The sequence below is a fragment of the Alkalimonas delamerensis genome (assembly GCF_030717955.1).
Classification (GTDB): domain Bacteria; phylum Pseudomonadota; class Gammaproteobacteria; order Enterobacterales; family Alteromonadaceae; genus Alkalimonas; species Alkalimonas delamerensis.
Genome location: NZ_JAUZVY010000003.1, coordinates 243,583 through 261,514 on the forward strand (window position 1 = coordinate 243,583; position 17,932 = coordinate 261,514).

The 17,932-nt window shown below is 52.9% G+C and carries 14 protein-coding genes; 9 read left to right on the plus strand and 5 right to left on the minus strand.

What is annotated here, in order from left to right; genetic code table 11:
- Positions 1 to 6: 6 nt before the first annotated feature.
- The gene (gene phoU / locus Q3O59_RS09460; protein WP_228589566.1) at positions 7 to 717 is read left to right on the plus strand and encodes a phosphate signaling complex protein PhoU; all 711 of its coding nucleotides are present in this window, start codon (positions 7 to 9) and stop codon (positions 715 to 717) included.
- Between the two features lie 138 nt (positions 718 to 855).
- Entirely contained in the window at positions 856 to 2,607 is a 1,752-nt protein-coding gene (locus Q3O59_RS09465; RefSeq protein WP_305945351.1) for a Na/Pi cotransporter family protein, read from the plus strand.
- Positions 2,608 to 2,679: 72 nt separating this feature from the next.
- Here Q3O59_RS09465 and Q3O59_RS09470 read toward each other — a convergent pair whose 3' ends face one another.
- A complete protein-coding gene (locus Q3O59_RS09470; protein WP_305945352.1) occupies positions 2,680 to 4,965 on the minus strand; it encodes a S8 family serine peptidase in 2,286 nt (761 codons plus the stop codon).
- 366 nt (positions 4,966 to 5,331) lie between these two features.
- Between Q3O59_RS09470 and Q3O59_RS09475 the strand changes: the two genes are divergently transcribed.
- Positions 5,332 to 6,243: a hydrogen peroxide-inducible genes activator gene (locus tag Q3O59_RS09475; RefSeq protein WP_305945353.1), complete on the plus strand. Its 912-nt coding sequence runs from the start codon at positions 5,332 to 5,334 to the stop codon at positions 6,241 to 6,243.
- Positions 6,244 to 6,265: 22 nt separating this feature from the next.
- On the opposite strand, the gene Q3O59_RS09480 is transcribed toward Q3O59_RS09475, so the two are convergent.
- Positions 6,266 to 7,039 (minus strand): substrate-binding periplasmic protein, encoded by a 774-nt coding sequence (locus Q3O59_RS09480; protein ID WP_305945354.1) that lies wholly within the window; start codon positions 7,037 to 7,039, stop codon positions 6,266 to 6,268.
- Positions 7,040 to 7,170: 131 nt separating this feature from the next.
- Here Q3O59_RS09480 and queA point away from each other — a divergent pair, with 131 nt between their 5' ends.
- From queA to Q3O59_RS09510, 6 genes are all read left to right on the plus strand, one after another.
- Positions 7,171 to 8,226 (plus strand): tRNA preQ1(34) S-adenosylmethionine ribosyltransferase-isomerase QueA, encoded by a 1,056-nt coding sequence (queA, locus tag Q3O59_RS09485; protein ID WP_305945355.1) that lies wholly within the window; start codon positions 7,171 to 7,173, stop codon positions 8,224 to 8,226.
- A gap of 86 nt (positions 8,227 to 8,312) precedes the next feature.
- Positions 8,313 to 9,428, plus strand: coding sequence for a tRNA guanosine(34) transglycosylase Tgt (gene tgt, locus Q3O59_RS09490; RefSeq protein WP_228589572.1), 1,116 nt, complete (start codon positions 8,313 to 8,315; stop codon positions 9,426 to 9,428).
- Positions 9,429 to 9,447: 19 nt separating this feature from the next.
- Positions 9,448 to 9,780, plus strand: coding sequence for a preprotein translocase subunit YajC (gene yajC, locus Q3O59_RS09495; RefSeq protein ID WP_228589573.1), 333 nt, complete (start codon positions 9,448 to 9,450; stop codon positions 9,778 to 9,780).
- A 32-nt stretch (positions 9,781 to 9,812) separates the two neighbouring features.
- Entirely contained in the window at positions 9,813 to 11,660 is a 1,848-nt protein-coding gene (gene secD / locus Q3O59_RS09500; protein WP_305945356.1) for a protein translocase subunit SecD, read from the plus strand.
- A 10-nt stretch (positions 11,661 to 11,670) separates the two neighbouring features.
- A complete protein-coding gene (secF, locus tag Q3O59_RS09505; protein ID WP_305945357.1) occupies positions 11,671 to 12,615 on the plus strand; it encodes a protein translocase subunit SecF in 945 nt (314 codons plus the stop codon).
- 57 nt (positions 12,616 to 12,672) lie between these two features.
- A complete protein-coding gene (locus tag Q3O59_RS09510; RefSeq protein WP_305945358.1) occupies positions 12,673 to 13,035 on the plus strand; it encodes a rhodanese-like domain-containing protein in 363 nt (120 codons plus the stop codon).
- A gap of 63 nt (positions 13,036 to 13,098) precedes the next feature.
- On the opposite strand, the gene suhB is transcribed toward Q3O59_RS09510, so the two are convergent.
- From suhB to Q3O59_RS09525, 3 genes are all read right to left on the minus strand, one after another.
- Positions 13,099 to 13,902 (minus strand): inositol-1-monophosphatase, encoded by an 804-nt coding sequence (gene suhB, locus Q3O59_RS09515; protein WP_305945359.1) that lies wholly within the window; start codon positions 13,900 to 13,902, stop codon positions 13,099 to 13,101.
- Between the two features lie 54 nt (positions 13,903 to 13,956).
- Positions 13,957 to 14,922 (minus strand): tRNA dihydrouridine(16) synthase DusC, encoded by a 966-nt coding sequence (gene dusC, locus Q3O59_RS09520; protein WP_305945360.1) that lies wholly within the window; start codon positions 14,920 to 14,922, stop codon positions 13,957 to 13,959.
- A gap of 96 nt (positions 14,923 to 15,018) precedes the next feature.
- The gene (locus tag Q3O59_RS09525) at positions 15,019 to 17,478 is read right to left on the minus strand and encodes a hypothetical protein (protein WP_305945361.1); all 2,460 of its coding nucleotides are present in this window, start codon (positions 17,476 to 17,478) and stop codon (positions 15,019 to 15,021) included.
- Positions 17,479 to 17,932: the final 454 nt, after the last annotated feature.

The following is a 17,932-nucleotide window of genomic DNA, read 5'->3' on the forward strand; positions in this document are numbered from 1 at the left end:
CACCCGATGGATACTTTGCACTTATCCCGCCATATCTCCAGTCAGTTCAATGAAGAAATTGAGCAAATTCGCAATCATGTGATGGCGATGGGCGGTCTGGTGGAGCAGCAGCTGCACCATGCCTTGCAGGCCATTGCCAATGGCGATACCGACAAAGCACAGCAGGTAATCGACAACGATCGCAAAGTCAACGACTGGGAGCTCACCATCGACAACGAGTGCACCCGTATCATTGCCAGGCGTCAGCCGGCAGCCAGTGATTTGCGGCTGGTGATGACGATTTTAAAAACCATAGCCGATTTGGAACGCATTGGCGATGAAACCCGCCGCATTGCCATGGTGGCGCTTGAGTCCTTCAACAACGAACAGCAAGACTTGCTGGTGAATTTAGACAACCTCGGGCGTCATGTCTGGCAGATGCTGCACGATGTGCTGGATGCTTATGCCCGGATGGATGTCGAAGCGGCCTTGAGTGTCTACAAAGAAGACAAGCGGGTGGACAGGGAGTACGAGGCCATTACCCGCCAGTTGATGACCTACATGATTGAAGATCCACGCTCCATTCCCAAAGTGATGAATGTGCTCTGGTCGGCCCGTTCTTTAGAGCGCATTGGCGATCGCTGCAAAAATCTGTCGGAGTACATTATTTATCTGGTGAAGGGCAAAGTGGTGCGGCACAGCGATGAGTCTGAGCTGGAGCGCAATGCCCGCAGCTGATGGTCATAAAATCGAAATATTTCATTTTTATTGCGTTAGTTCGCAGCTATAATGCCGACTGAATTGCACCAATGCATAAAATATGACCGCTTTTGAAGGCGAAAAGCCTTTAAGACGGCCTATTCAGGGCAAAAACGCATGAGCTATACATTGTTTGATTTTCTCCAGTTGATTGGTTCGCTGGGGATTTTTATTTTTGGTATGAAGATTTTCAGCGAAGGCCTGCAAAAAATAGCTGGCCACCGACTGAAAAGTATCTTGGGCGGCATGACCCGCAATCGCTTGACCGGCGTTTTGACCGGTTTTGGCACCACTGCCATAACTCAATCCTCCACTACCACCACGGTGATGGCTGTCAGCTTTGTCAACGCTGGCCTGCTGACCTTTGTCCAATCGACCGGCGTCATTATGGGGGCCAATATCGGCACCACCATTACCGCCTGGATGGTGGCATTGTTCGGCTTTAAATTTCAGATCACCCCGATCGCGGTTGCCGTCATCGGGGTCTTTTTTGCCTTTTTGTTTTCCAGTAACAGCCGACTGCGCAACATTGCTGAGGCCATGGTGGGCTTTGGTATCCTCTTCATCGGTCTGAACTTTATCAAAGACGCGGTGCCGGATATCAACAACAATCCGGCGATGTTTGCGTTTTTGGATGCTTTTACCGACTACGGCTACTTGTCTTTATTGCTGTTTGTGGTGGTCGGCGCCATCCTGACGCTGCTAACGCAATCTTCCTCGGCGGCAACGGCCATCACCCTGGTGATGCTGTTTGAAGGCTGGATATCCTTCCCGATTGCCGCGGCGATGATTTTGGGTGAGAACATTGGGACCACCGTGACCGCCAATATTGCGGCTTTGGTGGGCAATGTCCATGCCAAGCGGGCGGCGCGTTTCCATTTCTTCTTTAATATCGTCGGTGTGCTTTGGATGATGGCGATCATCTTCCCGATGCTGAGTTTGATGGACACGGCGGTGCAATACTTTACCGGCAACCCGGTATCGGTGATGGACAGCACTCAGGAAGCCCGTGCCAATGCCACGCTGGCACTGTCCTTGTTCCACACCACCTTTAATGTGCTCAATGTAGTGCTACTGTTTGCCTTTGTGCCTTACCTCATCCGCTTCGTTGAGTACATTCAGCCGGATCGTGGCGGTGAAGACGAGGAATTCCATCTGCGTTACATCAGTGCCGGTGTGATGACCTCGCCCGGTTTGTCGGTGGCTCAGGCGCAGAAAGAAATTCAACAATTTGCCGGTGTGATTGAGAAAATGCATGAGTCGGTCAATGAACTGCTGTTTGACCCGGACAGCAACCGCGAAAAGCTGATGGAAAAAATCCAAAAATACGAGGATGCGACCGATCAGCTGGAAGTGGAAATATCCGATTATCTGGTGCGGGTCAGCGAGCACACCAACCTGGAGCACTGGATGACCGAGCGCATTCGCTTTATGCAAACCATGATCAACGACATGGAGCGGATTGCCGACATTTATTACCAGGTCTCCAAGTTGTCGGAGCGGATGGTCGAAACCAAATCCAGCTGGCCAGAAGATGCCAGCAAGGAAATGGCAGTGATGATGACGGCCTTGCAGCATTCGATTGTGGCGATGAAAAACAATGTGGCGAAAGAGCCCTCCGCTGTTAGCCTGAAAGATGCCATTGTGCTGGAAGATAAAATCGACAAGCTGCGTGATGAGTACCGCAACAATCACTACGGCCGGTTGGAAGCCGGTGATTACGCGCCTCGTGCCGGTGTTATTTTCATCGACATGCTGAACCGTCTGGAGCGGATTGGCGATCACGTGCTGAATGTCAATGAGTCGGCATCAGGCCGTCGTTTGAAGGCGATGCGGATTGATGGGTTGGCCCAGGCCAGAAAAAGCTAAACAGCTGATACCGCAATAAAAAAGCGCCGCTCAAAGAGCGGCGCTTTTGTTTGGCAGGGAGAAGTTGCCGTATTACTCGTAACGAACTTCCAGTTTCATACCGCTAACGGCGCGGAATGCATGCAAGCCAATGTGCCAGGTGCCTTCAGCCGGGTTGGTGAAGGTACAGGTCTCATTGTTGCCATTTTGGTTAGGTTTGCAGTCGAACTGAGTGGCTGTAGGTACAGCACCATGACGGACGTGCAAGTCAGCATCGCCACGGCCACCGGAGATTTCAACCACCAGGCTGGTAGCACCGGCTGGTACGTCCACACTGTAGTAATCCCAAGTCCGGCGGGCAATGCTGATGTCGTTCACCACATAGCCACCTGCATCCGGTACATCCGGCTCGTCCGGCTCTTCCGGTGCTGTGAAGCTACCGACCAGGCTGACGCCGCTAAAGGCGGTGTAGCCATTGATCATCACGTGCCAGGTGCCTTCTTGCGGCGTGGCAAAATCGCAACGCTCTTCATTGCCAAAGCGGAACGGACGGCAATCCCAGTCGCCTAAGGTTGGCTCAGAGCCAAACTTGACGTACAAGTCGGCATCACCGGTACCACCTGACATGACAAAGGCTAAATCGCTGGCATCGGCTGGCAGTTCCATGGTGAAGAACAGTTGCTCACCAGTGCCTCCGGCAAGACCGGTTACCGGTACACCATTTTCCAGCTCGTTTCCTGGTTCTGGCTCTGGATCCGGATCCACCGGGTCATCTGGTTCATCGGAACCTTCACAACCATGTACCGCTAAGTAATCCACAGCGTCTTTTGCCTGAACCAGGCCCCAGCCATAAGAGGTGTCACGGCCAGGCGCACCCAGATCTTCAGCCGATGCGGCCAGAGCTGCACGAATTTCTGCATTGCTACACTGCGGGAAGTGACTCCAAACCAGCGCCGCGACGCCAGCAACATGTGGCGAAGCCATGGAGGTGCCGCTCATCAGGCCATAGTTGCTGGCACCTGAGGTAAAGTTGGCGACATCACCCAGTTGGCCCATCAGCACAGTACCTTCCTCTTGCGATAAACTGACCGCTGGAATGGTGGTGGTCGGGTTATCACCGACAGTTCCGCTGAAGTTGCCTGGCTCGTTGTTGTAGATGATGGCTGCAACACCACCGCCATCCTGGCAAGACTCCACTTTCTGAGCGAAAGAGACTTCACCCCGTTGCATCAGACAGATTTTGCCAACCATATCGTCGCAGGTGGTCAGACCCAGGCCACAGCTGGCGATTTCGGCACTCATGCTGCCTGAACCAGCACCTGAAATGGGGTTCGGGCTAAACGCAACGCCATTGACCGACAAAATGGATTCTACACCGGTGCCTTCCGGGTAGGTAGAGCGCACATCAACACCAGGCGCTGCCAGTTCAACCTGAGCGTTACGCTGCGAGAAGCTGGCCAGCGTTTTGGTGTGATCCACCGCGGCGACAGAAATTACCGAGTCGTAGGAGGCAGGGTAAGACAATGAGGTGTTGCCAGCATTACCGGCTGCGGCGACCAACAACACACCTGAGTCGTAAATGCTTTGCAGGGCATTGCGCTCGGCGACACTGGAGCCAGCACCACCCAAGCTCATATTGACAACGGTCGAGCCATTTTGCGCACAGACGTTGATGGCGTTCACCAGCGAGGATGAATAGCCCCAACCGCTGGCATTAAAAACTTTGACAATATGCAGCTTCACTTCGCCATTGGGCAGCACACCCACAATGCCAACATCGTTATTCAGAGCGGCAATGGTACCTGCTACGTGGGTGCCGTGTGGGCCACCGGCTTCAAACCAGTTGCCGGTACCCGGATCATTGGTACCGGTGATGTTGCTGCTTAAGAAATCTTCGTGCGGTAAGTCCAGACCTGAGTCAATGACACAAACCGTTTGGTTGCTGGCAAACTGGTCCGAGACTTGATCGGCCTGAACCATGGTAAAGCCATAAGGGACTTCCTGCGCCATCGGGTAGCGAACTAAATCCGGTTCAATCAGCTCGATGCTTGGATCGGCTTGCAAACGCTTCAGTGCTGCTTCTGGTAATTCAGCCGCAATAGCGCGCTGGGGTCCTAAAATGAGCTTGGTTTTTGCACCCATGCGCTCCAGAGCGCGGGCAGATACCTGCAAAGCAGCTTGCTCGTGGCTTTGGCCAGGGCGCAGCGAGATGCTTTGCTCAGCCAGATGATCCGCCTTGTAGTGAATGATAAAACGATTGGAGCTTGGCTCGGCTTGATCTGCAGCATGAAGCGCCATTGGCGCCGCTAATGCCGCAGAAACTGCCATGGCCAACAAACTACCTCTGGCATTAGCCAGAGTTTTTGAGGACTTCGACATGAGTTCACCCTCCCAAGGTGATTATTATGATTATGGTTGTAGCGCACTTGCTAAAGAAACAGACGACAAAACAGCTCCTGACAAGGTGGCAACCTGAGTCAATGTAGACCTGGCTTTTGCAAATTAACCTGGAACATTGTTGCATGTTTAACCTATAACAATTGAATGATGCATTCAATAAGTAATTCACAGTTTTCGCATCTTTAACGCTAACTTATTGTTGTTTTGATGGATAAAAATTTTTATTCGGTGATTTGGCTTTGATTGATTACCTGAAATAGGTAAAGATGTTAATGTTGGCTGTGAGGGACGTCGTGCAATCGGTGCAGAGCCTGATATAATCAGGCAGAACTCAGAGGGAGCGATATGAAGCGTTTACCCAGCATTAAGCAAATGCAGTACCTGTTAGCCCTGCATGAACATCAGCATTTTGGCCGGGCGGCAGAAGCCTGCTTTATTGGTCAATCGACGTTAAGTGCTGCCATTGCTAACTTAGAAGAAACTCTGGATGCTCAGTTGCTTGAGCGCGACCACAAGACCTTTATTTTCACCTCCCTGGGTGAGGATATTGTGCGCCAGGCGCGTGGTATTATTGAACAGTGTGAAGAGCTCAGTCAGTTTGCCCAATGTCAGGGCAAGCCGATGTCCGGGCCTTTTCGCCTTGGTTGCATTCCCACCATAGCGCCCTTTGTCCTGAGTGACATTATGGCGCAGTGTCGCCAGCAGTTTCCTGAATTGCAGCTGCTGCTGCGGGAAGATACCAGTGATAACTCTTTGCATGCCTTAGCTGAAGGCCGGCTCGATATGGTGTTGTTGGCGCTGCCTTATGAAACCGGTGCTTTTCACACTGAAGTGCTGGCACAAGATCCGTTTCAATTGGTGATGCACCGCGATTGGCAGGGGGCTGGTTTCGAGCAAGATATCAGCCACTGGCCGGATGAAAGTATTTTTTTGCTGGAGCGTGAGCACTGCTTAACAGGGCATGCCGTCAAAGCCTGTGAGCTGGAAGACAACCGCAAGGTTAATCCATTTTTTGCTACCAGCCTGCACACCCTGACGCAGATGGTTAATAATAAGCTGGGAGTGACCTTTATGCCGCAATTGGCCATCAATGCCGGCTTGTTGCAGGGCACGGATTTGATTTGTCAGGCACCGGCAACCGGGCCGGCCAGCCGGGATATTGGTGTGGCCTGGCGGCCAACCTCCAGCAAATTGCACAGCTATCGGGTGTTGGCGGAGTTGATTCGGCTGGTACTGCAGGTAAAGTGTCAGCTTTAAGCTATCTCGACTTTTTCCAGCATTACTCTGGGTAGGGTTCGATTGGCTCGGGTAAGTGAAAGTTGGGGTATTGCTGGTACAAGGGAAGCAATAGTCCCTCACGGTAAAAGTATTGGTAGTGTTGATCCCACCAGGCCTTTAGTTGCCGGCCTGCTTCATTGTCGGCAAACCCCATGTAAATAGGCTCTCCCTTTAAAAATACCAGTTGCAACCCGGATAGCTCCTGCTCCTGCAGTTGATGGCGCAGCTCGGCTTTCTCGACCAAAAAAGCATCGACCCGATTGTTTTTCACCAGACTGACTCCGGTTTGGATGCTGTCCACCTCGTAGCTCTCAGTGGTGATATTCAGCAGCTGATCGTAGTTGTAGCCACGCTGGGTGGCCAGTCGGAGCTTTGCCAGATCGGCTTTGTCGCTGAGATGAAGTTGGCCTGCGAGATGCAAGAGAGCAATTTTATCGATGTCAAAAGGCCATTCCGATAGCAGCAAGCTGTTGCTGTCTTTTGCGCCTATGCCGATAACCATATGCACCTGTTGTTGCTCGGTCATTAAAATGGAACGAATAAAGCTGGTGAAATAGACTTGAACCTCCGTCTCAGCCGGAAAAATAAGCTGCATCAAATGCAGGTAAGCGCCTTGCTGACTGGGCTCGGTAAAACCCGGCCAGAGATCGGTGGCCACCCAAATCGGATTGATGCTCAGCTCGGTGGAGACGGGCTTGGCAGCAGGCATCGCCAAACTCCAGCTGCTTAGCAGCCAGGTTAAGGCAATGCACGGGATTAAACAGGGAAATCGCATCGGACCCTCCTGTTTAAAGTGTAGTCGTTTTTCAGCGGTTGCGAGGCAGATTTTTCTTGTTCTGATGGCGGGCACTCTTTAGACTAGCGGCCCGTTAACCTGCCGATAGGTTTGTACCGGAGTGGTGTTGTATGCAGCTTTCAGACTTTCACTTTGAACTCCCCGAGGAGCTCATTGCCCGTTATCCACAGCCAGAGCGTTCGGCCAGCCGCTTGCTTTGCATGGACCGGCAGACTGGTGCTTTGCAGCATCAGGTGTTTCGCGATCTGTTGGTGGAGCTGAACCCTGGTGATCTGCTGGTGTTTAACAACACCAAGGTGATTCCGGCCCGTTTGTTTGGTCAGAAAGAGTCGGGTGGCAAAGTGGAAGTCCTGGTTGAGCGTATCCTGGATGAGCGGCGCTTTTTGGCGCATGTACGGGCCAGTAAATCACCCAAAGCCGGCACTGAGCTGCTGCTGGAGCAAGAAGCCAGAGTTCAGATGCTGGGACGTCAGGGCGAGTTGTTTGAACTGGCTCTGCTAAGCGATGAAGCGGCAGCGGGCACCGAAACGGTGCTCAGCATGTTGGAGCGGCTGGGTCATATGCCATTGCCGCCTTACATTGACCGGCCGGACAACGATGAAGACAAGGCGCGCTACCAGACGGTCTATCACCAAAAGCCGGGTGCCGTAGCAGCGCCGACGGCCGGGCTGCATTTTGACCAGCCGCTGTTGGATGCCTTAGCGGCCAAAGGGGTCGAGTTCGCCTTTATCACCCTGCATGTCGGGGCCGGAACCTTTCAGCCGGTGCGGGTGCAGGATGTGAAGACACACCAAATGCATGCCGAATACATCGAGGTGGAACAAGGGGTGGTGGATGCGGTAAACGCATGCAAAGCCCGGGGCAATCGGGTGGTGGCGGTGGGCACTACTTCGGTACGAGCGCTGGAAAGTGCAGCGCAACAAGAAGATGGACTGCAGCCCTTTCAGGGCGATACCCAGATTTTCATCTACCCGGGCTATCAGTTCCGGGTGGTGGATGCATTGATTACCAACTTCCACTTGCCAGAATCAACGCTGATTATGCTGGTATCGGCCTTCAGCTCACGTGATCATGTGCTGCAGGCGTATCAGACCGCAGTGGCACAGCGCTACCGGTTTTATTCCTATGGCGATGCCATGTTTATCCGGTCGCTGCCTGCTGGATAGATGTGGCCAACGTCGCAATTTTCCACCAGACAGGGTAAGATAGCGGCCGTTAAGCCGGACTGTTTCTCCGGCGTATGAGGTTCGATGTGAAATTTGAAGTAGTTGCGACCGATGGCAAAGCACGCCGTGGTCAAATGGTTTTCGAGCGCGGCGTGGTCGATACACCTGCTTTTATGCCGGTGGGTACTTACGGCACCGTTAAAGGCATGACGCCAGAAGAGCTGGAAGCCACCGGAGCTCAGATCTGTCTGGGCAATACCTTCCATTTAATGCTGCGTCCTGGCACCGATATTATCAAGCTGCATGGCGACTTGCATGATTTTATGCATTGGCACAAGCCTATCCTGACCGACTCTGGTGGCTTTCAGGTGTTTAGCCTTGGCGAGCTGCGTAAAATCACCGAAGAAGGCGTGCTGTTTCGCTCGCCGCTCAATGGTGAAAAAATCATGCTGACCCCGGAGCGCTCGATGGAAGTGCAACAAGCGCTGGGCTCCGATATCGTGATGATCTTTGACGAGTGCACGCCTTATCCGGCCACCGAACAGCAAGCGAAAAAGTCGATGGAGCTGTCACTACGCTGGGCGGCCCGCAGCAAAGCGGCCCATGGCGACAACCCATCTGCTTTATTCGGCATTATTCAAGGCGGCATGTACCCTGGGCTGCGCGATGTCTCCTTGCAAGGGCTGGAAGACATTGGCTTCGATGGCTATGCCATCGGCGGTTTGTCGGTAGGCGAGCCAAAAGAAGACATGATCAACATTTTAAACCACACCACCGACAAGATGCCGGCCGGAAAACCCCGCTACCTGATGGGCGTGGGCAAGCCGGAGGACATTGTCGAGGCGGTGCGCCGGGGCATCGACATGTTCGATTGCGTGATGCCGACCCGCAATGCCCGCAATGGTCACTTGTTTGTCAGTGATGGGGTGGTCAAAATTCGCAATGCCAAACACAAGGCGGATCCATCGCCGTTGGATAAAAATTGCGATTGCTACACTTGTAAAAATTATTCCAGAGCCTATCTACATCATCTGGACCGCTGCAATGAAATCCAGGGTGCACGCCTGAACACCATCCATAATCTGCATTTTTATCAGAAACTGATGCAGGGATTGCGTGAAGCCATCGCCGCTGGTAATTTGGACCAATTTGTTGCCGACTTCTATGCCGCTCGTGGTATGGATGTGCCAGCACTTAATTAATGATTATAAGGGGAATACGATGAGTCTGTTTATTGCAAATGCGCACGCGACAACCGGTGGCCAGTCTGGCGGTGGTTGGGATCTGATGATCATGCTGCTGGCCTTTGGTTTGATTTTTTACTTTTTGATCTACCGGCCACAAGCCAAGCGGGTCAAAGAGCATAAAAACCTGATGGGCGCGCTGGGCAAAGGCGATGAAGTTCTCACTCAGGGTGGTTTGGTTGGCCGCATCAGCAAGATTTCTGATGAAAAAGACTTTATCGTGCTGGCGCTGAACGACAGCACCGAAGTGACTGTGCAAAAGGCGTCTGTGTCTGCGGTCTTGCCAAAGGGCACCCTGAAGTCGCTGTAATTCAACAGCTTTTGATGCAAAAGGATCCTTGAGTGTTAAATCATAACCCCGCATGGCGGTACTTCCTGGTTATCCTGGTGTTGCTGGTCGGCACCTTGTATGCCTTGCCCAACCTGTATCCGGAAGATCCCGCCATTCAAGTCAGTGCCACCCGAGGTGGCGAAGTTGGTCAGGACAGCCTGGCGTTGCTTGAGCGGCGTTTTAGCGAGGAAAACATTTCGCTAAAAGGCATCGAGCTGCAGGATGGTCAGTTGCTGGCTCGTTTCTTTAATACCGAAGACCAGCTCCGGGCCCGGAGTGTGGTCGATCAGGCCCTGGGCAATACCTACGTTTCCGCCTTGAATATGGCTCCAACCACACCCGGCTGGCTTTCTGCCATCGGTGCCAGCCCGATGAATCTCGGTTTGGACTTGCGTGGTGGCGTGCACTTCCTGATGGCCATCGATATGCAGGCCGCTATCGATAAGCAAGTCGAGGACATGGCGCAAATTTTTCGCACCGACTTGCGTGAAGCCCGTATCCGCTTTAGCAACATTCAACCGGATGTTGGTAATGGTAACGTGCTGGTGCAGCTGCGCAATGCCGAGGATTTGACGGCGGCTCGCCGATTGATCAGTCAGGACCGCGATCTGGATGTCAGCAGTGGTCCGGTGGAGTTCAGCCTGGAAGTTCGGATGTCGGATGCCAAAATTGCTGAAATCCGTGACTATGCATTGCAGCAAAACATCACCATTATCCGCAACCGGGTCAATGAAATTGGCGTGGCAGAGCCTGTGGTGCAGCGCCAGGGGGAGCGCATCATTGTCCAGTTGCCAGGGGTGCAAGACACTGCCCGGGCAAAAGAGATTCTGGGGGCGACCGCTACGCTGGAGTTTCGTTTGGTCGATGACAGTGTTGACTTGAACGATGCACTGGCGGGGCGGGTGCCACCCAATGCGCAGCTGTACTACGATCGCGACGGGCGCCCGGTGGTGTTGCAGCGTCGTATTATGCTCACCGGTGATCGCATTACCGGTGCCAGCTCCAGCTTTGATGAGTATGGCCGGCCACAGGTGAATATCTCGCTGGACGCGCAGGGGGGCAATATGTTCTCCCAGGCCACCCGTGATGCCATTGGCCGTGGAATGGCGACTGTCTTTATCGAATACAAACCAACCGATGTGATTGGCCCGGATGGCGATCCGGTGTTGGAAAAAATCGAGGAAGTCATTAACGTAGCCACCATTCAGGCCCGGCTTGGTCGCAGTTTCCGGATTACCGGCATTAATAATCCTGGTGAAGCGCATAATTTGGCACTGCAATTGCGGGCGGGTGCTTTGTTGGCGCCTATTCAAATCATTGAAGAGCGGACCATAGGCCCAAGCCTGGGTCAGGAAAACATCGAGTTGGGTCAAACCGCCATTATGCTCGGTCTGGCTACTGTACTGGTGTTTATGGTGCTTTACTACAAGGCCTTTGGTCTGGTCGCCAATGCCGCTTTGGTTGCCAACCTGGTCTTAATTGTTGGCATCATGTCGATGATCCCGGGCGCGACCCTGACGCTGCCGGGCATGGCGGGTATTGTGCTGACGGTTGGTATGGCGGTGGATGCCAATGTACTTATTTTTGAGCGTATTCGTGAGGAGCTTCGCGATGGGCGCAGTGTGCAGCAAGCCATTCATCATGGTTACGACCGAGCGTTGTCGACCATTGCCGATGCCAATGTGACCACCTTAATCGCAGCGCTGATCCTGTTTGGCGTTGGGACCGGGCCGATTAAAGGCTTTGCGGTCACCTTAATGATCGGCATCATCACCTCGATGTTTACCGCCATTGTGGGTACCCGTGTGCTGGTCAACATGATCTGGGGCGGTCGCCGCCTGCAGAAACTGCCAATTTAAGGAGGCCGGCATGATTGCGATTACTTTTACCAAAACCATCCAATTTATGCGCTTTAAAATACCGGCGCTGGTGTTGTCCGGTATTTTGATTGCCGCCTCAATCGGTTTGATGGCCACCAAAGGCCTGAACTGGGGCCTGGATTTTACCGGCGGCACCGTGATTGAAGTGGGTTACGAGCGCGATGCCGATTTGACAGCGGTGCGTGCTGTGCTGGCAGAAGCAGGCTTTCCGGATGCGGTGGTGCAGTACTTCGGTACCAGCCGCGAGGTGCTGATCCGCATTGGCCCCAGGGACGACATCGAGCAGGTGACCCTGGGTGAGCAGATCCTGCGGCTGCTGGACCAGGCCGATGCCGACAGGGTCGATATGCGCCGGATTGAGTACGTTGGGCCCAGCGTTGGCGCGGAATTAAAAGAGCAGGGCGGTTTGGCCACCCTGGCTGCGCTGATCTGCATTTTGATCTACGTTGCCTTTCGCTTTGAATGGCGTTTTGCACTGGGGGCGGTCACGGCTTTGGCGCACGATGTGATCCTGACCTTAGGGCTCTTCTCCTTGCTGCAACTGGAGTTTGACCTGACGGTGCTGGCCGCAGTGCTGGCGGTGATCGGTTACTCACTGAACGACACCATCGTGGTGTGCGACAGGATCCGTGAAGGCTTCCGCCGTATCCGCGAAAGTGAGCCGATTGAGGTGGTGAACGAGTCCCTGACCGGCACCATGAGCCGGACCATCATTACCTCGGTGACCACCATTTTGGTGCTCTTGGTGCTGTTTTTCAAAGGCGGTGAGTTGATCCATGGTTTTGCCACTGCGCTGTTGTTTGGTGTGGTGATTGGGACCTACTCCTCGGTCTACATTGCCAGCTCGATGTCCTTGTTGCTGGGCATCAGCCGCGAAGATCTGATGCCACCGCCGGTGGAAAAAGAAGGCGAGAATACCGAACCCTTGCTATAAGTTGGTATAACCGACAAAATGCCAGTCCATCGACTGGCATTTTTTATGGAGCTTAGCATGCAGCACTCGCCGGCTTTTTTGGCTTTGGTGAACGCCGCCAAAGCCGTCATCCATGAGATGACGATTTCCGATCTGCAGCAGCAAGGGACGCCCTATGTGTTGCTTGACACCCGCGAAGATCACGAATGGCAACAGGGCCATCTGCCTGGCGCCATGCATCTGGGCAAAGGCATTATCGAGCGGGACATCGAACAGACGGTGCAGGATAAACAGCAGCGGATTATTTTGTACTGCGGCGGTGGCTATCGCTCGGCTTTGGCCGCGCAGACCTTGCAGCAGATGGGGTACCAACAGGTGTTCAGTCTGGCTGGCGGCTACCGCGCCTGGCAGGAGCAGGGGTTGCCGATTGAGCTTCCATAGTACCACATGCCCTTGACCCAATAAAAAACCCGGCTCAGGCCGGGTTTAATAACGGCGCCATCTTTAGCGCATCAGTTCTTCGGTCAGGTGCGGCCGCATGGTTTTGAGCATGGCCTGCAACACTTTCGGGCTGGCCGCGACCACATTGCCACTTTTCAGCTGGTTGTTGCCCCCGGCAAAGTCGGTCACCAAACCACCTGCTTCCCGCACAATCAGTTCACCGGCTGCGATGTCCCATGGCTTTAAGCCGATTTCCCAAAAGCCATCCAAACGCCCGGCAGCGACATAGGCCAAATCCAGTGCAGCAGAGCCGGCACGACGCATATCCGCCACCAATGGGAACAGGCTATTGAACAGACTGCTGTACACCGGCAGCAATTGCTTTTGTTTGAACGGGAAACCGGTCGCCAGCAAGGCACCGGTCAATTCCGGCCGGTTGCCCACCCGAATACGACGGCCATTGAGCTGAGCGCCGCGGCCACGAGAAGCTGTAAAGAGTTCATCGCGCAGTGGGTCGTAAATCACGGCTTGTTCCAGCTTGCCCTGAACTTTCAGCGCAATGGAAATCGACACATGAGGAATGCCACGGATAAAATTGGAGGTGCCATCGAGCGGGTCGATGATCCATTGGTGATCGCTGTCTGCTGGTCCTTGCTGGCCAAGTTCTTCACCCACCACAGCATGACCAGGGAAGGATTTACGCAATGTTTGCGCTATCAGCTGCTCGGCTTCACGGTCGATGTTGGTGACAAAGTCGTTGCTGGATTTTTCAGTGGATTTGACAATATCCAGCTGCTCGCAAGAGCGGGCAATAAGTGTTCCTGCGCTGCGGGCAGCACGGATGGCGATGTTCAACATCGGATGCATAGCGATTACCTTATTGGAAAAAGAGCGGTTAAAACTTACACAAAAGTGCGGCGGCTATTGTAGCGACTTAGCCGATAAAGTAAAGGTCTTTTCCGCATGTTGCAGCAACGCCAGGATCTCGTCGTTGCGTTTTAGCACCCGCAATTGACGAAACAAAGCCTCTGCCTCAGGGTATTGCAGCTTCAGGTAGCTGAACCACTGTTTAATGCGGTTGCTGTAGTACTTGCCTTTGTCACCCGCCACTTCGTACTGGGAATACCGCATCAGTAACTGCAATACCTCGGGCCACGACATGGCCTGCTGGCCGCTGCGAATGCATTTTGCCAGATTGGGCAGCGCCAAAGCGCCTCGTCCCAGCATAATGTCCTGGGTGTTGGCTTCGTGCTGGCATTGCGCGGCCTGAGCCGGTGTCCAGATTTCACCATTGGCAATCACCGGTATGGCGATCCGTTGGCGAATACGGCCGATCCAGGGCCAATAGGCCGGAGGCTTGTAACCATCGGTTTTGGTGCGGGCATGCACCGTCAGTACAGTGGCACCGGCGGCTTCAATGGCGCTGGCATTGTCCAGTGTCAGAGCCGTATCGTCGTAACCCAGCCGGATTTTGGCGCTGACAGGGTGCTCCGAGGGAACAGCTTGGCGAACGGCTTTGACGATCTGATACAGCTGCTCGGTTTCTTTTAGCAGCACCGCGCCACCACGGCTTTTATTGACTGTTTTTGCCGGACAGCCAAAGTTGAGATCAATACCGGGTGAACCCAACTGCACCGCCTTGGCGGCATTTTCCGCCAGCCAATGCGGCTCTTGCCCAAGCAATTGCACCCGTACCGGTACCCCGGCAGGTGTTTTACCGCCGTGCTCCAGCTCCGGGCACAGTCGCCGAAATACCCGGGCCGGCAACCGCTGATCCACCACCCGGACAAATTCAGTGATGCACAGATCAAAGCCGCCAATGCGGGTCAGCATATCGCGCATTAAGTGATCAACCACGCCTTCCATCGGCGCGAGAACAATTTGCATGGCAAACTCAGCTGCAATAAAGGGGCGGGAATTATAGAGAAAGGACGATGAAGAAACCAGCAAAAAGGCTGGCTAAAAGCCAGCCTTCTGGTACCGTTACTTCGACAGGATGACCTGCTTTTGGCTGACAGGATCCAGTTGTTTCAGGGCAGCCTGGCCCGTGGTGAGCATGGTGCCATTGTCCAACGGTAGTACGTTGTAATACCCGTGGCTTTCGCCAACAATCTGGCATTGGCTTGTGGCCAGATCGTAACTGGCGATTTGGCTTGTCACAATCAACAGGCGATTGTCCGCAGCATCGAAATTGAGCTTTTGAATACCGGACACATCGATATCCAATACATTCTGTCCGATGTTATTGGTGCAGCTATCCAGCAGCAACTCTGTTTCCAGCGTCTCCAAATCCAGCCGGTAGATGCTGCTTTGGCTTTGACTGGCAAGGAATAACTGGTTGCCAGTAGCATCCAGGGCAGCAGCATTCAGGCCGGTAATGACCCCAGCCGGCCCCGCGCTGCCATCGAACTCCAGCAAAGTACGAGCACCATTGGTTGCATTAATTTGCAGGATGGCATTTTCCAGTTGAAATTGTGTCATGTACAGTCTTTGCGTTTCTGTATCAAAGTCCCCGCCACTGAGCGTATCGATTTCGATACCGCTTTCGGTTTCAGCATCGCTAACCACAGTTTTGCTGTTATCCGTCAGTGAAACAGACCATATGGCATCACTTAAGCCAACCAGCAGTGCATCGGTGGCAGCGTTATAGAAGAGCCCGCTGGGGTAGGTATTAAACTCGCGAACAATTTCAATAAGCTGGGTTCTGTTGCCAGTCTGCAGATCAATGGCAAACAAGGACTCTGCCGCATTTTGACCGTCATCCAGCACGTAGAGAATATCGGCGCTGCTGCCAAAGGTCAGGTACTGTGGTGACAACAAACCACGGCCAGAGCCAATGCCAGAGCTTAGCAGAGCCGAGCGCTCGCCACTGGTGGTATCTATCTGCAGAACCACTTCAAAGCTGGAATCTGTAATTAGCAAGGTTTCGTTATTTAACAGCATCGCGTCTTGAATTTGTGCGGTCGGGAACTCAAGCACAGCTGTCTCTGCTGACAGCATCTGTGCTTCGAGTAGGGTTAAATCAACAGATACGATACCGGAAAAGCCGGCGATAAAAAGCTGTTCAGGCGTTGTTCCTACGCTTAACACCCTGGGGCTGTTATCCAGGTACATCAGCTGAGTGCGCTCACCTGTGATGGTGTCAACTTCGATCAGTTGACCATTTTGTGACAGTGCAAACAGACGGTTATCATGCAGTACCATATCGAAAATGGGTAAAAAGGGAGTGTCGTCTTCTGTGCTTGCTGATAGCAGGGTCATGCTCTCCTCAAGCAAATCCACCAGATACAATTGGTCTATAGCATAAGTTGCATCTTGCTCTACCAGGCCCAGTACAACGAATAGCTGTTGGTTGACTGCATCAAAACGGGTGCGCGCCTGACGAACATGTGTCTCTTCTGCTAGCTCTGGCTGAACACTGGCAACGGTGCTGATTTCTCCTGAAGTTAAATCCAGTACAAAGGAATACAAGGTCGTATTGACATAACGACTGTAGAACAAGCGGTTTCCCTCAGCATCCAAACTGAACTGAGAGGCTTCACCGACAGCCGCTATCACATCAACACTGAGGTCGGTTAGATCCATTGAAACCACATCGCGGTTGTCCATCATACCAATTAAGCGCTCATTGACGGCATCGTATGCAATAAAAAGGGGCGCTTGTTGGGTATTGGTGCGGACTTTGGCTGCTTCATCGTCCTGATTGCCATCGGCATCGCTGACAGTGACTACCAGCTCGATATCGCTGTAGGCATCCAACTCAACATCAGCCGTCCATTCGTACTCATCTGCATCGCTCTCTTCGTCACTTTGTGCACTGACACTTTGTGCACTGACACGATCCGCAGACGCAGAGCTACTCTGAATTGTGGCGGCAACACCATTTACCGACAAAGCACTGATACCATTTCGGCTGCTGGCTGTTCCCCGGATCCGCAGTGTGCCGGTACTCGCTTTGGATTGACTCCAGGGAAAAATCACTGAGGCTTGTGGTGGTGTGCCATCGCCTACTGGTGGTGTGCCATCGCCTACTGGTGGTGGTTCATCGCGTGTGGTGCTAACGAAGTCAGCGCTAACACCACCAATGGTTAGGGTGCTGGTTATGCTGGTCGAATACTGCGCAGCCGTTTGATGACGAACACGGATTTGTGCACCGTTGTTGACTGTGGCAGTCCCGCTGGTGAAATCACCATTGTTGACGGAGTACTCACCGTTTTGAATGGCGATGCTGGCAGCTGCATTGATGCCTGTTACGCTGATGCTTTCCGAGGTCACGGTGGTGGATGGTTCTGCATCACTGACACTGGCAAAGCTAAAAGGGTTGGGTTGAGTATTCACCACCGGAGGAGGAGTTGTGTCAGAGTCTGAGCTACCGCCACAAGCGGTTAGCCACAATGACAGCAGCAACAAGCAAAGTCTGCTGGCCAATACGGATGCATTCATACAATTCCCTGTTCATTATTAGGATATAAAAACAGCTGCTAATCTATGCGATTTATGCACAGAAAATCAACGCATTTTTACTATTGGTAGCTAAATATTTGCCATCGTAAGTGTTAATGTTTAACTTAAGTTTCTTTTAGCATGCGGCAGGTTCAGTAGTGACCATGCTTCTGGTGCTCAAATAGGTCTGAAAAAAAAGAATTAACAATGGTTCGAGCGCAGAAGCAACAAGTACTTCGGTATGTTCAGTGAGGAATGGCTGTGGCTGATACAAATAAGTCTTTTATGAGTGCTTTTATCCAATGGGAAATTGCTGTAGCAAAATTTTCGGTTGTAATCGGTAGGATTTTGGAGATTCGGGAGTAGGCGAGGGTTTTGACTTGAAAACTTTTGATTTTTACCTGTTATTTAAACATCTCGTTGTAGCATGCTGTAACGCCAACTACAACCCCGG

What these genes read in the sequence shown, in the direction of transcription:
- phoU (WP_228589566.1), top strand. Translation starts at nt 7, where the DNA reads ATGGATACTTTGCACTTATCCCGCCATATCTCCAGTCAGTTCAATGAA.
- Q3O59_RS09465 (WP_305945351.1), top strand. Translation starts at nt 856, where the DNA reads ATGAGCTATACATTGTTTGATTTTCTCCAGTTGATTGGTTCGCTGGGG.
- Q3O59_RS09470 (WP_305945352.1), bottom strand. Translation starts at nt 4,965, where the DNA reads ATGTCGAAGTCCTCAAAAACTCTGGCTAATGCCAGAGGTAGTTTGTTG.
- Q3O59_RS09475 (WP_305945353.1), top strand. Translation starts at nt 5,332, where the DNA reads ATGAAGCGTTTACCCAGCATTAAGCAAATGCAGTACCTGTTAGCCCTG.
- Q3O59_RS09480 (WP_305945354.1), bottom strand. Translation starts at nt 7,039, where the DNA reads ATGCGATTTCCCTGTTTAATCCCGTGCATTGCCTTAACCTGGCTGCTA.
- queA (WP_305945355.1), top strand. Translation starts at nt 7,171, where the DNA reads ATGCAGCTTTCAGACTTTCACTTTGAACTCCCCGAGGAGCTCATTGCC.
- yajC (WP_228589573.1), top strand. Translation starts at nt 9,448, where the DNA reads ATGAGTCTGTTTATTGCAAATGCGCACGCGACAACCGGTGGCCAGTCT.
- secF (WP_305945357.1), top strand. Translation starts at nt 11,671, where the DNA reads ATGATTGCGATTACTTTTACCAAAACCATCCAATTTATGCGCTTTAAA.
- Q3O59_RS09510 (WP_305945358.1), top strand. Translation starts at nt 12,673, where the DNA reads ATGCAGCACTCGCCGGCTTTTTTGGCTTTGGTGAACGCCGCCAAAGCC.
- suhB (WP_305945359.1), bottom strand. Translation starts at nt 13,902, where the DNA reads ATGCATCCGATGTTGAACATCGCCATCCGTGCTGCCCGCAGCGCAGGA.
- dusC (WP_305945360.1), bottom strand. Translation starts at nt 14,922, where the DNA reads ATGCAAATTGTTCTCGCGCCGATGGAAGGCGTGGTTGATCACTTAATG.
- Q3O59_RS09525 (WP_305945361.1), bottom strand. Translation starts at nt 17,478, where the DNA reads ATGAATGCATCCGTATTGGCCAGCAGACTTTGCTTGTTGCTGCTGTCA.